Origin of the sequence: Rhizobium sp. 2MFCol3.1, from assembly GCF_000377565.1 — a bacterium.
In the GTDB taxonomy this organism is placed as follows: Bacteria; Pseudomonadota; Alphaproteobacteria; order Rhizobiales; family Rhizobiaceae; genus Rhizobium.
Genome location: NZ_KB898359.1, coordinates 42,501 through 56,407 on the forward strand (window position 1 = coordinate 42,501; position 13,907 = coordinate 56,407).

General features: G+C 58.7%; 12 protein-coding genes and 4 pseudogenes. 10 read left to right on the top strand and 6 right to left on the bottom strand.

The annotated features are described in order from the left end of the window. Nucleotides 1–4 precede the first annotated feature (4 nt). Genes D460_RS0115025 through D460_RS0115060 form a run of 8 tightly spaced genes read left to right on the top strand, consistent with a single transcriptional unit; the run spans nucleotide 5 to nucleotide 7,984 of the window. Entirely contained in the window at nucleotides 5–2,440 is a 2,436-nt protein-coding gene (locus D460_RS0115025; protein WP_018899386.1) for a conjugal transfer protein TrbE, read from the top strand. After that, nucleotides 2,433–3,242: a P-type conjugative transfer protein TrbJ gene (trbJ, locus tag D460_RS0115030; RefSeq protein WP_018899387.1), complete on the top strand. Its 810-nt coding sequence runs from the start codon at nucleotides 2,433–2,435 to the stop codon at nucleotides 3,240–3,242. The genes D460_RS0115025 and trbJ overlap by 8 nt, the downstream gene beginning before the upstream one ends. Nucleotides 3,243–3,246: 4 nt before the next feature. Further along, nucleotides 3,247–4,428, top strand: a complete 1,182-nt coding sequence (gene trbL / locus D460_RS0115035; protein WP_026283170.1) for a P-type conjugative transfer protein TrbL — start codon at nucleotides 3,247–3,249, stop codon at nucleotides 4,426–4,428. Between the two features lie 21 nt (nucleotides 4,429–4,449). Continuing rightward, the gene (locus D460_RS0115040) at nucleotides 4,450–5,112 is read left to right on the top strand and encodes a conjugal transfer protein TrbF (RefSeq protein ID WP_018899389.1); all 663 of its coding nucleotides are present in this window, start codon (nucleotides 4,450–4,452) and stop codon (nucleotides 5,110–5,112) included. Nucleotides 5,113–5,126: 14 nt separating this feature from the next. After that, nucleotides 5,127–5,957, top strand: a complete 831-nt coding sequence (gene trbG, locus D460_RS0115045) for a P-type conjugative transfer protein TrbG (protein WP_018899390.1) — start codon at nucleotides 5,127–5,129, stop codon at nucleotides 5,955–5,957. Between the two features lie 3 nt (nucleotides 5,958–5,960). Continuing rightward, nucleotides 5,961–6,407 carry a conjugal transfer protein TrbH gene (trbH, locus tag D460_RS0115050; RefSeq protein WP_018899391.1) on the top strand — a complete coding sequence of 149 codons (447 nt, stop codon included), beginning with the start codon at nucleotides 5,961–5,963 and terminating at the stop codon, nucleotides 6,405–6,407. 15 nt (nucleotides 6,408–6,422) lie between these two features. Further along, entirely contained in the window at nucleotides 6,423–7,721 is a 1,299-nt protein-coding gene (trbI, locus tag D460_RS0115055) for an IncP-type conjugal transfer protein TrbI (RefSeq protein WP_018899392.1), read from the top strand. A gap of 41 nt (nucleotides 7,722–7,762) precedes the next feature. Further along, the gene (locus D460_RS0115060) at nucleotides 7,763–7,984 is read left to right on the top strand and encodes a hypothetical protein (RefSeq protein ID WP_018899393.1); all 222 of its coding nucleotides are present in this window, start codon (nucleotides 7,763–7,765) and stop codon (nucleotides 7,982–7,984) included. A gap of 42 nt (nucleotides 7,985–8,026) precedes the next feature. On the opposite strand, the pseudogene D460_RS35130 reads toward D460_RS0115060, so the two are convergent. Further along, nucleotides 8,027–8,233 (bottom strand): annotated as a pseudogene (locus D460_RS35130) (transposase); the annotation flags it as partial. Between the two features lie 4 nt (nucleotides 8,234–8,237). On the opposite strand from D460_RS35130, the pseudogene D460_RS33090 reads away from it, so the two are divergent. Further along, a pseudogene (locus D460_RS33090) lies at nucleotides 8,238–9,262 on the top strand (hypothetical protein); the annotation flags it as partial. Beyond that, nucleotides 9,252–10,246, top strand: a pseudogene (locus tag D460_RS33095) (dienelactone hydrolase-related enzyme). The pseudogenes D460_RS33090 and D460_RS33095, both read left to right, overlap by 11 nt. Before the next feature lie 172 nt (nucleotides 10,247–10,418). Here the strand turns inward: D460_RS33095 and D460_RS0115085 are convergent. The 5 genes and pseudogenes from D460_RS0115085 to D460_RS0115105 form a co-directional block, all read right to left on the bottom strand. Beyond that, nucleotides 10,419–11,225 carry a DUF3800 domain-containing protein gene (locus D460_RS0115085; RefSeq protein ID WP_026283174.1) on the bottom strand — a complete coding sequence of 269 codons (807 nt, stop codon included), beginning with the start codon at nucleotides 11,223–11,225 and terminating at the stop codon, nucleotides 10,419–10,421. A gap of 60 nt (nucleotides 11,226–11,285) precedes the next feature. Further along, nucleotides 11,286–11,903, bottom strand: a complete 618-nt coding sequence (locus tag D460_RS0115090) for a TraH family protein (protein WP_018899396.1) — start codon at nucleotides 11,901–11,903, stop codon at nucleotides 11,286–11,288. A 14-nt stretch (nucleotides 11,904–11,917) separates the two neighbouring features. Then, on the bottom strand, nucleotides 11,918–13,084 hold the full coding sequence (locus tag D460_RS0115095) for a conjugal transfer protein TraB (RefSeq protein WP_026283175.1): 1,167 nt from the start codon (nucleotides 13,082–13,084) through the stop codon (nucleotides 11,918–11,920). After that, nucleotides 13,074–13,640 carry a conjugative transfer signal peptidase TraF gene (gene traF, locus D460_RS0115100; RefSeq protein ID WP_018899398.1) on the bottom strand — a complete coding sequence of 189 codons (567 nt, stop codon included), beginning with the start codon at nucleotides 13,638–13,640 and terminating at the stop codon, nucleotides 13,074–13,076. Before traF ends, D460_RS0115095 begins: the two co-directional genes overlap by 11 nt. Continuing rightward, a pseudogene (locus D460_RS0115105) lies at nucleotides 13,637–13,907 on the bottom strand (hypothetical protein); the annotation flags it as partial. The pseudogene D460_RS0115105 and the gene traF, both read right to left, overlap by 4 nt.

Consider the following 13,907-nt stretch of genomic DNA (forward strand, 5'->3'; position numbering starts at 1 on the left):
CGCGATGGTCGCGTTACGCACATTTCGATCGACAGGTCCATCATTCGCGGATCTCGTTCCCTATGCCGGCCTTGTCGATAATGGGATCCTTCTGCTGAAGGACGGTAGTCTGATGGCCGGGTGGTATTTTGCCGGTCCGGATTCCGAAAGCGCGAATGACTTCGAGCGCAACGAGCTCTCCCGTCAGATCAACGCGATCCTCTCGCGCCTCGGTACGGGCTGGATGATCCAGGTCGAGGCCGTGCGGGTGCCAACGACGGATTACCCGTCGGCTGAGCGCAGCTATTTCCCCGATCCGGTCACGTCGCTGATCGATGACGAGCGTCGGCGGCATTTTGGACAGGAGCGCGGACATTTCGAAAGCCGGCACGCGCTTATCTTGACCTACCGACCGCCAGAACGACGCCGATCCGGCCTGACCCGATACATCTACTCGGATACCGAAAGTCGCTCAGCAAAATATGCCGATACCGCTCTCGATGCGTTTCGGCGCTCGATCAGGGAGATTGAGCAATATTTCGGCAATGTTCTCTCGGTTCAGCGCATGCAGACCCGAGAGGTTCCCGAACGCGAAGGTAGTCGCGTCGCGCGCTACGACGAGCTCTTCCAGTTCATTCGGTTCGCCATCACCGGCGAGAACCATCCCGTCCGCCTGCCAGAAATTCCCATGTATCTGGACTGGTTGGCGACGGCAGAGCTTGAACACGGGCTGACGCCGCGGGTCGAAGGTCGATTTCTCGGCGTGATCGCGATCGACGGGCTTCCGGCCGAGAGTTGGCCGGGGATCCTGAATAGCCTCAACCTCATGCCGCTGACATATCGGTGGTCGTCGCGTTTCATCTTCCTCGATGCGGAGGAGGCAAAGCAGCGCCTGGAGCGAACCCGCAAGAAGTGGCAGCAGAAAGTGCGGCCGTTCTTCGACCAGTTGTTCCAGACGCAGTCCAGGTCGATCGATCAAGATGCGATGGCCATGGTCGCCGAAACCGAGGATGCAATCGCCGAAGCCTCGTCGCAATTGGTGGCATACGGCTATTACACTCCTGTCATCATCCTCTTCGACGAAAGCCGGTCGGCGCTGCAAGAGAAGGCGGAGGCGGTTCGTCGCCTCATCCAGGCGGAAGGCTTCGGAGCTCGCATCGAGACGCTGAATGCGACCGATGCCTTTCTCGGCAGCCTGCCAGGCAACTGGTACTGCAATATCCGCGAACCGCTTATCAATACGCGCAATCTGGCAGATCTCGTTCCGCTGAACTCGGTCTGGTCAGGACAGCCGTCCGCGCCATGCCCGTTCTATCCATCCGATGCACCACCTCTCATGCAGGTGGCATCCGGCTCGACGCCCTTCCGACTGAACCTTCACGTCGACGATGTCGGTCACACCTTGATTTTCGGTCCAACCGGGTCCGGCAAATCGACCCTTCTCGCGCTGATCGCCGCGCAATTCTGCCGATACGAGAAGGCGCAAGTCTTTGCCTTCGACAAGGGCAATTCAATGCTGCCGCTGACGCTCGGCGTTGGCGGTGACCACTATGAGATCGGTGGCGAAAGCGGGGAGGCGGCCAGTCTTTCCTTCTGCCCGTTGTCAGAGCTTTCGACCGACGCGGATCGGGCCTGGGCCTCCGAGTGGATCGAGACCCTCGTTTCGCTTCAAGGCGTGGCGATCGCGCCTGACCACCGTAATGCGATCTCGAGGCAGATAGGATTGATGGCATCGGCGCCTGGCCGCTCGCTGTCGGATTTCGTCAGTGGCGTCCAGATGCGCGAGATCAAGGATGCCCTCCATCATTACACGGTCGATGGTCCAATGGGCCAACTCCTCGATGCTGAAGAGGATGGCCTGACGCTAGGGCGCTTCCAGTGCTTCGAAATCGAGCAGCTGATGAATATGGGAGAGCGCAATCTCGTCCCCGTCCTGACCTATCTTTTTCGAAGGATCGAAAGGCGGCTCGACGGCTCGCCGAGCCTCATCGTTCTGGACGAGGCGTGGCTGATGCTCGGCCATCCTGTGTTCCGCGACAAGATCCGGGAGTGGCTGAAGGTGCTGCGCAAGGCGAACTGCGCCGTCATTCTCGCAACGCAATCAATCTCCGATGCTGAGCGCTCGGGCATCATCGACGTGCTGAAGGAATCCTGCCCGACCAAGATTTGCCTTCCGAATGGCGCCGCCCGGGAAACCGGAACCCGCGAATTCTACGAGCGGATCGGCTTCAACGAGCGGCAAGTTGAGATCGTCGCGAACGCCATCCCGAAACGCGAATACTACGTGACGTCGCCCGACGGCCGCAGGCTCTTCGACATGTCGTTGGGTCCGGTCACGCTTTCCTTTGTCGGCGCTTCTGGCAAGGCCGATCTAGCCCGCATCAGGGCGCTCTCATTGACCCACGGCCACGAATGGCCGGGTCAGTGGCTCATCGAAAGGGGGATCAACCGCAATGAGTGAAGCAATCCAGCTTTTGAAACTCGGCAAATCGTTGGTGACCGGGTTGGTCGCCGCCGGGCTGACCGCGACGCCCACTCTCTCCTACGCAGGAGGCGCGGTCACCGGCGCGACCGAGATGACGCAGATGCTCAACAATGGTGAGCTCATCCATCTTGTTGGTCAGTCGACTGAGCAGATCAACAATCAGATCAAGCAGATTACCCAACTTGCTGAGCAGATTCAAAACCAGCTCAATATCTACCAGAACATGCTGCAGAATACGGCCCAGCTTCCGAACCACATTTGGGGCGAGGTCGAAGGCGATCTGAACCAGCTGCGCGATGTCGTCAATCAGGGCCAGGGCATCGCCTTCTCCATGGGCAATGCCGACGATCTCCTGAAGCAACGGTTCAAGAGCTACTCGGATTTGAAGGCCGACCTCCCGAACGCCGAGAGCTTCTCTTCTACCTATCAGACGTGGTCGATTACCAACCGCGACACGATTTCCAGTACCCTCAGGGCGGCAGGCCTTACCGCCGATCATTTCGACAGTGAGGAGGATACAATGGGTCAGCTGCGATCAATGTCGCAAGCGGCGGACGGGCAGATGAAGGCGCTTCAGGTCGGCCATCAGATTGCCGCTCAGCAGGTCGCGCAGATGCAGAAGCTCCGCGGCATTGTCGCCCAGCAGACGGCGATGATGGGGACTTGGCTGCAGAGCGAACAGACGGACAAGGACCTTGCACAGGCGCGAAGGGAGGCATTCTTCGGTGGCACGGCACCACCTACCTCTGGCGGCGAGAAAATGAAGATCGAGTGGTAGCCTTATGACCATTTTCATCTCCCCTCGACGACGAAACCTGCTCCTGATCGGCGGCTTCCTCGTCATGTCACACCCCGCCCTCGCACAAGAAGGCACGGTGCTGACAACACTCCAGACCCAGATCACATCAGCAGCCAAAGGGTGGGAAACCACCACCATGGATGCGGCGAGATCGCTGTTTTGGATCCTCGCAGTCATCGAGGTCGGCATTGCAGCGGTATGGCTGGCGATCCAGGCAGCATCGCTGGACAGTTGGTTCGCCGAACTGGTGCGGCGCATTATGTTCATCGGCTTTTTCGCGTTTGCGCTGACGCAGGGACCGGCCTTCGCCAAGGCGGTCGTAGACAGCCTTTTCCAAATAGGTGCCGGCGGGGGTACCGCTTCTCCTGCTGATGTCTTCAATGCCGGCTTGGCGGTGGCGACTAAAATGTCGGAGAAAATTCAGTTTGGCGTCTTCGAGGATAACGCGCTGGCAATCTCCTCAGCTTTTGCAATGATCGTCGTTGTCGTTGCGTTTTCTCTTGTCGCGGCAATTTTCGTGTCGGTCATGGTCGAGATGTATCTCGGTCTGCTGGCCGGTATGATCATGCTTGGTCTTGGCGGCTCGTCGTTTACCAAAGATTTTTCGATCCGCTATTTTGTTTACGCCTTCTCAGTTGGCATGAAGCTGATGGCGCTGGTGATGATTTCCCGTATCGGCTCCGAGGTTTTGATCGGCCTCGCAAATGAACCTCAAGTCGGTGACCAATTTCGAACCGCTCTAGCGATTGCCGGCGTCTCCGTCGTCGTCTTCATCATCGCGATGTATGTCCCGAACATCATCCAGGGCGTCGTGCAGGGAGCTTCGGTCTCCGGCGGAATGGAGACAATCCGCCATGGCGGACAGGCGGCCTCGTTCGCAGCGGGTGGCGCGTTTCTCGGCGCCGGTGCGGTCGGCGCTGGCTTTGCCGCCGCGCAGGCAGCGCGTGCCGGTGGCTCGTCAGCAGCTGGCTCGGTGCTCAAAGGCATGGGCGCAAGTTTCAGCTCCGGTGCCATGGCCGCCGGGTCCGCTGCCAAGGAGAAGGCGATCGGGTCACCCGGTGCCTATGCCGGCTCGCTTCTCGGCCTGGCCAACGCGAAACTCGATCAGGCAAGGGGCAATCCTACAGCTCCGCCACCTCCTCCGGAACGACCGGACAAACCATAATTCACGGACAGGATCACACACATGGCAGGGCATCCCGCACCTGAGAACCCGTATCTTGCCGCAAGGCAGGAATGGTCAGAACGTTACGGCTCCTACGTCAAGGCGGCCTCCGCCTGGCGGGCCGTTGGCATCCTGAGCCTGGGATTGGCCGTTATCGGCGTCAGCTACGCGCTCTATCTCAGCACGCAGGTCAAGCTCGTTCCTTACATCGTCGAGGTCGACAAACTCGGGAACACGGTTTCCGGCGGCTTCCCGCAGCAGATCGAATACGCCGACACGCGGGTCGTTCGCGCGACCCTTGGGAATTTCGTGACCAGCTTCCGTTCGATCACGCCGGATGCGGTGGTCCAGAAGCAATATATCGATCGCACCTATGCACTGCTCAGAACGAGCGATGCCTCGACGCAAAAGGTCAACGCCTGGTTTCGCGGCAACTCGCCGTTCGAGAAGGCAGTCAACGCGACAGTGGCGATCGAGGTGAACAACATCGTCGCGCTTTCGAACCAGACCTATCAGATCGACTGGACCGAGTACGAGCGCGATCGGAAAGGCAAGGAGGTCGCAACCCGGCGCTTCCGAGGGATCGCGACCGTGTCGATTACCTCACCACAAGACGAAGCAACAATCCGGCTCAATCCGATCGGCGTCTATGTGACCGATTTCGACTGGACCGCGCAACTTTGAGGGCAGGATCTGCAATGAGGATCAAACATAAACGCGTCGCGCTTGTCTGCTTGCTGGTGCTTGCCGTATCGGCCGATGTCTCATCCAATGCGATCGCGCAAAGCTTGACGGGCAACGAGGCAAAGGGGACGAACCTCTCCGGCAAATGGCGAGGCCAGGCCGGGCTGGTGACAAGAGGGCCGGACGGTAAGGTGATTTTTCTCTTCGGTGAGACGCAGCCGTCAGTCGTCTGCTCACCCTTGCAGGTCTGCGATATCGAGCTGCAGGGCGGGGAAATCGTCCGCGACGTGCTGGTTGGCGATACTGTTCGGTGGAAGGTCGAACCGGCAACCTCTGGCGCCGCAGGCGGTCAGGCGATCCACCTGATCGTCAAGCCGTCCGAGCCGGGGCTTGTCACGTCCATGGTGGTGACGACCTCACGGCGCACCTATCATATCCAGCTAAAATCGCACCCCTCGCAGTACATGGCCCGCGTCGGGTTCGAATATCCCGAGGATGCCGCCACGAAACTATCCGACATCAACGCCCGTCTCCAGGCCATGACTGGACCGGAGGGCGGTGTCGCTCCCGAACAGCTCGCCTTCTCCTATGCCCTGAGCGGACGCGCTCCCTGGCGCCCTAAGCGGGTCTATTCCGATGGGCAGAAGACCTACATTCAGTTCCCCCGCGCAATCTCCGGTCAGGATGCACCGGTTCTGTTCGTCGTCTCGGGCGGCCAGAACCGCATCGTCAATTACCGGATGAAGAACGACATGATGATCGTCGACTACAATATCGACAAGGCGGTACTGATATCAGGGGTCGGCTGGAAACAGCAGAAGATCACGATCCGGCGGGGAGGATAATTCATGCAGCTCCATCGCCTCATTACCATTGTAATCGCTTTCGGCCTGACCGGATGCCAGACGGCAACCGGCGGGCTCTCCACAGCTGCCGCACCCGCTGACGTCAGCGGGCCTGCCGCTGGCGCTATTGCCGGCGACATGGCGGGCCGGTTCGCCGAGCAAGCCCGATCGACGACCACTCCCATCAAACTGCACAAGGACACGTCCGAATTTTCCGTCGCGCTCGAGGCGGCTTTGAAGGGTTGGGGCTTTGCAGTCGTCACGGATGACAAGAGCACGGGCGCGACGGAGTCAACCAAGCCGGTCGAGCTTGCCTACTCGATTGCTGCCGTAGACGGGCAGGTGCTCGCGCGCCTGTCGACGGACACCATGTCGCTCGGCCGGGCGTATTCAGTCAGCAATGGCGTGGCGACGCCGGCAAGTCCCCTTTCCCTCATGAAGCGAAACTGACAGGCGGAGACGATCATGGTCCAATCGCTGCAACTGGGAACGTCAAATCAATCGGCTGACGACAAAGGGATGAAGCGCCTCAATCGCGTGCCTCTGTTCATCGGCATCGGGATCCTGATTCTGTTCCTCGCCGTTCTGGTCTACGGCCTTTCCTCGCGTGGGCTCAAGTTTGGTCAGCACGATCCAAACGATGGCGGATCCGGCACGCCGGCATCGACCTTCGCCGATCAGCTTAAGCGGGGTGTCAAGGATGGCATTATCGGTGACCGGGAGGTACAGCAGCCAGTGTTTCAGCCAACCCCTGTTCCGCAGCAGCAGGAAGCTGCTCGCCCGGTAGAGGCAGAACCGAAGGCCGAACCACGGCAGCCCAGCAGGTCTCGCATGGAATCCGACGAGGAGTGGAATGCAAGGATGCTTCGCGAACAGCGAGAACAGATCTTCCGCGAACAGCAGCGCCAGCGCATGGCAAGCCTGCAGGCGAGGGGGGCGGCCCTCGACTCGCCACTGAAGGTCGACATGTCAGATGTCTCGGCACAATCGCCAGTCGCTCAATTTGCTGGAGCGCGTCAATCGAACACCGCGTCGAGCGGCGCGCAAGATCTCTATGCTGCAGCGTTGAGAGCGGGCGCGGCCGGTCAGGTCGATCAGAACGGACAAACGTCCAAGGAAGATTTCTTTAACGCTGATATCAAGGATCTCGGCTACCTGCCCAATCAGGTCGTGCCACAGCAGTCGCCATACGAGCTCAAACGTGGGTCGGTGATACCTGCCACGCTAATCACGGGTATCAATTCTGACTTGCCCGGCCGTATCACGGCCCAGATCAGCCAGAACGTTTATGACAGCGCAACTGGCCATCACACACTTGTGCCACAAGGCACGAAGCTTCTTGGCCGATACGACAGCAAGGTGTCATTCGGACAAAACCGCGTTCTCGTTGTCTGGACCGACATAATCTTCCCGAATGGTTCGACCCTGCAGATCGACGGCATGGCTGGAATCGACGCTGAGGGCTATGGTGGTTTTAACGACAAGGTCGACAATCACTATCTAAGGACCTTCGGGTCGGCGGCGCTAGTCGCGCTGATAGGGACGGGGATCGACATGTCGATGCCTGAGAGTTCAACTCTCGCTACGAAGGACACAGCTTCAGACGCGGCACGTCGGAATTTTGCCGAGACGTTTGGAAGGGTCGCGGAACAGACAATCTCGAAAAACCTCAATGTCCAGCCGACGATCAAGATCAGGCCGGGATACAGGTTCAATGTGCTCGTTGATCAGGACATTATTTTCCCGGGAAACTACAGGGGTTAAAGTCTGACATACTGCCGGGCTCAGAAGACAAGGAGTTGTCGATGGTCGATCGAATGTCAGAGCGCGCGAAGGTCGATCTCGACCGTGTGATGCAACAGCTCTACGATATTTCGCCAGAGGTTGATAAGCTCGCTACAGACTGTGCGCATGCCCTGCAGTCAAATGTTGAAGCCGACGGCGACTACATCTCAAAGCGGACCGTGAAGGCATTCACCGACATTCGCGAGGGCATTGCGCAGATCGTGTCCCATGAGATGGTGTAACTGCCGACGAGGCCACCGTACTCTCCGGCCAGGCCGGGAGGATCAACGCGCCACGGCTGGCAAGCTGATGATTGGATCATCGCTCATTTTGCCGATGGTTTCTACTGTCATGTAACGCGACCGTTGCACCGCCCACTCATCGTTCTGCTCGAGGAGCATTGAACCGACGAGCCTGACAATGGCATCTCCGTTTGGAAAGATGCCGACGACATCGGTCCGCTTCTTGATTTCTCCATTGAGGCGTTCGATTGTTATCTTGGGGATTCACAGCGCCGCTTACCTCCGCGCGGACAATGTCGCGAAAGAGGTCGGATTTCTCTGGGCGCCGAATTGGACCATCCTTTTCATGGTGCTCCTACCGCTGTTTTTCGCAATCGTGGCCGAGCTGCTCGCCTTCTGGAATGGAGAGGCACGCCTGAAGCTGTGGACGTGGAGCCACACGAGCACCTGAGACGATGGATGGGCTAGTCAGGTGCAGGCGTCCTCTTTGTCCTACTGGGCAATCTTCCTGATTTGCGTGTTGTTCGCCGGCGTTTTCCAATCGATTGGCGTTTGCCTCGTCCCACTACTGGAAGGCGGAGCAGACTACGCGACAAGCTGGGGTACGATGGCAATTGTGCGCCCGGAGGTCATTTCGGTGCCGGTGGCGATCGCGTTCACCGCTCTCGCCTTTCTCTACGTGTGCCTGTGCTTCTATTTATTTTTTGCCGGGCTAATTTTGCTCTACACGATGGTACACGATCTCAAGAGAACTGGCCTGGACGCAGCGGTCTTTGAGCAAACTGGATCGCGAGGCGAGGTGCACAGGCTATGCTTGAGACTGATGCGCGGAGTGTTTCGTTGCACGGTTCTCGGCCTACTTGTCGCGTTATGCACGAAGGCCCAGAGCTCCTATCTAACCTCGAACGCCAAAAACATCCTCGATTGGCTGGCCGGGGATTTCTCTTCAGTGCTGGCTGGCCGCGATGCTGCGAGCAATGGGTTCCACATCGGATGCCCACCCATTACAGTAGCCTGCTTGTCGCCCTCTCGACCATCGTCGTCTTTGTCTACGGTTCAATCTCGATCCGAGCTATCGCTGGGCGATTTCATAAACCTCTCCGGACAATGGCGGCGGTCGTTACTTTGCTGTTTGCTGCATACCTGCTGATCGACGCTTTCGTAGGATTCTCAATCCTTTTGGCTATCGGTGTGGTCGTCGCGGCCTTCAGCCTGATTGAACCTGGCCTAGGCAGCCGGCGAGCCAATGACGTAGGAAGCAAGCAAATTGCATCTTAGGTGGCTTGATCAGTGGCATGAACAGCGCGCGCGACGCGGTGAAGACGGTAAGGAAGCGACGCGTTTCATTCTGGATGCCGACCGTGCCTTTCCCGGTGAGAACATCGAGAGCATTTCCGAATTTTGTGACCGCGCGGATAAAGCGTCGATTGACCCTAAGTTTTTCGATGAGCCAAATCGCGGCAATCATCGGTTCGAGGTGAACGAGGATTGGGTTAAATTCCCCTCGGACATATCCACCGATGTCGCAGAGAATAATATCGTCTGGGCGAAAATCACCAAAGGCGGATCCCTCCACAAGGCACTCGTGATCTTTCACCATTGGAATTCACAGGCTCGAAACGCGAAAATTGGCGGCTTTTTGTCATGGCGCGGGATCACGGTCGTCGAGATCGCGATGCCTTATCACCTCGAGCGTGGCCGGCCCGGCTCCTTGCACGCGGACTATATGTTGAGCGCCAACCTTGGTCGTACGATCCAAGCAGTGAAGCAGGCAGTGTGCGATGGAAAAAACTCATCTGCTGGCTGAAGGGTGAAGGCTACCAAGAGATCTCTGTCCTTGGCATGAGCCTTGGATCTTGGGTTGCAGGATTGATTGCGGCCCATGATCTGAGCATTTCGAAGGCTTCGCTATTTCTGCCAGGTGGGAGCCTTGCGGACATGGTTTGGACCGGTCGCGCCACTCGAACTATCCGCAGCAGCCTGGAGCATGAGATCGAGCTGGCTGATCTCAGGAGAGCATGGGGTCCACTCAATCTCGAGAACTACACGCGTTGTTTGTCGCGGCCGGGGCTCGATATCCAGATGGTCTTGGCCAGAAGAGACAAGGTTGTGATGCCAGCGATCTCAGAGAGCCTGATATCCAGCTTGAAGAACGACGGTGGCCGACCACGGATCTTGAAGCTGAATTGTGGCCATTATTCCCTTGGACGGCTGCCGTACATCCTGCATGCGGGTCTGAGTTTGAAACGGTTTCTCTATTGATAGGACCGAACGCCCTGCTAGAGCTTCAGAGCGTGTCCGCACCAAATCTGACGACTCGCCCAAATCAAACTTGCAAAACGGTTTTACGTGCACTACTTTTCCAGTAGAGCAACGCTCCGGGGTCAGCGCTAGGCGCTGGCCGAAACGAATTAAGGTCCGCAAGGACCTTTTTTCATTTGAAGCAGCTGTATTTGATTCCGAGGCTCGGCCGGTCCTGTTCTGGAACGAGCGCGTCGATCAGTTTGCCCGACCTCATGAGATCGACATGCGGTTTATAGGTGGGATCGTATCCACCCTTGGCCATCGGATAGAGCATCAGGTCAGCGACCTGCATCATCGCCGCCTCCTTGGTCCGGCGCTTGGGTTCACCTCTGACGATCCGCCGGAATTCCTCTGGAGGAAGCGAGCCATAGGCATTTGCGCCGTCGCCCGCGAATGGCATTCCGTCGGCCTTGAGCGCCTTGGCATAGGTCATCAGATCCCGGTCTTCGTGTTTGCCGCTCGCCTCGAAGAAAACCCGAAGGGTCCGGCCCTGACTGTCGGCGAACTTTGCAGCCCGCTCAATGAGGATCGAGTAGGCGGTTTTACACATCAGCCACAGTCGTTCCTGATATTTCTCGCGATACCGCAGGACATATCCCGGTCGATCGATGACGGCTGCAATCCCGATCACGTGCAGGGAGAGGATGAATGCGTCGAGTTCCGGAAAGAAGAGCCGCGCCTTCTCAGGATTCCTTAGCCAACCAAAATCTCCGCGACCGCCACGAATTTTGTGCGAGTGCAAGGGATAATCGATCCCATGCTCAGCGCAGAATGCGGAGTGTCGCACCTTCAGTTCACCGATATCTTCTTGCTTGATCAGGAACCCGCCCAAGCCAAAGCAATCCATGCCGTCCTTTCGCTGCTGAGGAAGCTCATGGTCGGGATCTCGGCTGCCGGTGTCGTCGATAAACAAGTGATATTCGGGAGGTGCTGTCATTGCCACTCAGTTTATCCGGCAGAAATAGGGAAAGCTATGTTTTTGGCGCCCAAATCAGGCTTATCTACCTCCGCCTATCCGCGAAAGATCGATCCTCATTCCTGCCTCGGTGGCCCCACCCGGCTCGGCTGATTGTGAGCTATCTTCAGTTTCGGGGCGAGGGGCCGCAGGTTCATCATCGTCAGCCGGCTTTTCTGAGCTTGTATTCATGAAGGTCGGACCACCGGGATCGTTGGCTCGGAACACATTGTCGCCCTCGAAGGATCCCGTCTTCCAAGCGTAGATTGCATCATCGACCAACTGCGGAAGGAGCTCGCTGTTTGTGGGGCGGCCATACCATTTGGTGACGATGCGGGCGACCTTTGCAAATATGCCTGTCCCCGTTCGCAAGTTCGAGCAGGCGTCGAACATGTCTGGCTGAAGCTGTGACGGGTCGTCAACGCCAATACCCGCGGGAAACTGGGTGATGCCGACGCGAACGATGGCATGACCGACATAGTCCTTGACCACACCCATCGCCTCGTCGGGCGAGCCAGGCTTGGGAATGAGAACCAGCCGACCATCCGCCTTCACGGTTACGGCCAGTGGATCTTCGGAACCGACGGCCGTAACGAACTGTTCGACGATAGCGGGGGCAAGACTCGGATCGGCGCATTTCGCGATAAGGGCAGCGTCCATGGTCTTTCTCCAGATCAGGTGTTGAAGGACATCACGAGAGGTTTGTCGAACAGTCGTGCCCAGGCCTCTGTGCTGGCGCGCTGAATGGCGACGATGGATGTCCCCTTGGTCCACCAGTCGTTTCCGACGGCGATGATGAGGTCTGGATCATGGAGCATCGACTGCAGAACGGGCCAGATGATCAGCTGCTCGTAGCAGATGAGTGGAGCCACGCGCCGGCCGCCAATCGAAACAATCGGATTTGCGAAGAAGTCAGCTCGCGCGCCGCCGCTCTTTCCAAACAGTGGCAGCCACGGCTGCCACATCGAGCCAGGCACCGGCATGCGTTCCTGATAGAGGATCTCACTTTCGGTGGCCGAGACTTGGACCAGGACATTATCGTATCCCTGCGCATCGACCACAGCTGCGCCGGCGATGACGCTCAGATCGCCATCGGCGAGCTGCTGCCGCCACAAGCGCTCCACCGATGGCGTCCAAAACCCAAGAGCACTTTCAGGCAAGAGCATGTAGGCGGTGTCGGGCGCGCGCTGTAGTCGCAACGTTCCAACAAGGTCACTATGGCGAGCAAGACTGGTATCGCGGCCAAGACTATTTCCGAGCTGCAGGTCGACGCCCTGCCACCCACGCCCTACGTCGGGGGTGGTCCAGAATGCGGCGGACCAGAGCCAGAAACCTACGAGGGTGATGGCTGCAGCCGGTCTATATTGCGTTGTCATGATCGCGAGACCGGCTGTCACTGCCGCAAGCCCTGACCATCCCCATCCTGGAAAGAGAATACCCGCCGCGGTGATCGGATGCGCCCAGCCGACAATGCCAAACGGTGGCAGCGCCATCAGGACCATCGCGATCGTATATCGCAGGGCTTTACGGGCGCCGGGATGGCGCGACCAAAGGGCGACATGAACGAACACGAAGCCGCTTGAGGCGACAAGCCACAGTGTCAGTCCCGGCGAGATGTCCGATTGATAGAATGCAGCCACGCCCTGCGGAAGACCACGCGACGCCGCCAGAAAATAGGCCACCGAAACGAGACCAGCGGTGCGGCGACTGCGTGCCATCGACCAGAGCGCTGGAAACGCGATTGCTGCCGGAAGCGCCAATGCGTTGCCACTCCAGGCAATGTACCCAACCGTGGCGGAAGTCAGCGCGAGGGCAAGTGGTTGGATCCAATCAGGGCGCATAGGTCAGCACCTGTTTTGCAAGACCAAGGACACCGGACGCGGGGACCGGCCCGAAGTATCGCGAGTCCCAGGACCCGGGAAACGGTGAGTGTAGGAACAGGAAGCCGGTCGGAACCTTCCCTCCCACATACGGGCGCAGGGGCCGCCCTTGGCCGTCCTGAGAAACGAGGTTCGAGCTTTCGATCGGCCGCCCATCGATCGTGACGTCACCGGCGACATCAATGCGCTGACCGGCAATCGCCGCCACGCTCTTAATGAGCGGACCAAACCCGCCTGGGCATAGGCCCGCGCGAAGGTAGCCTCTCGCAAAACCCTCCGAGACAGCTTCGGTCTCAGGCGGGCAAACGAACACCATGTCGCCGACGTGAACTGGACGGTCAAGGCGTGCGACACGCCAGAGACCGAGCGGTTCGCTGGGTGTTGTGTTGATCCGCAGGCCGCCGACGGCGCCGCCGATGACCACCGCAAGGGCAACACCACATGAGGCAGCGATCAGGGCGAGGGCAGGGCGCCTTTGGCGCATTATGGCAGCGGTGGGTTTTTCTTGAGACGTCATTTCAGCGACAACCCTTTCGTTTGGGTTTGGCGCATGGTTTCGGCCTGTTCGAGTGCCACCGCTTTCCGCTCATGCGTCGCAAGTTGCTGGACGGTGCGGATCGTGTCCCAGGCGGAATGCAGCTCTTGTTTCTGTGCCGGCTGCATGCCTGCGGACGCTGCCTCGAACGCCTTGCCATCCGCGGTCTTTGCCGCAAGTGGCAGGAAGGTTCTTTCGCCGAAGCGGTCCGACACGGCTCTGGCAAATCCTTCGAGCTCGGCCTTCACT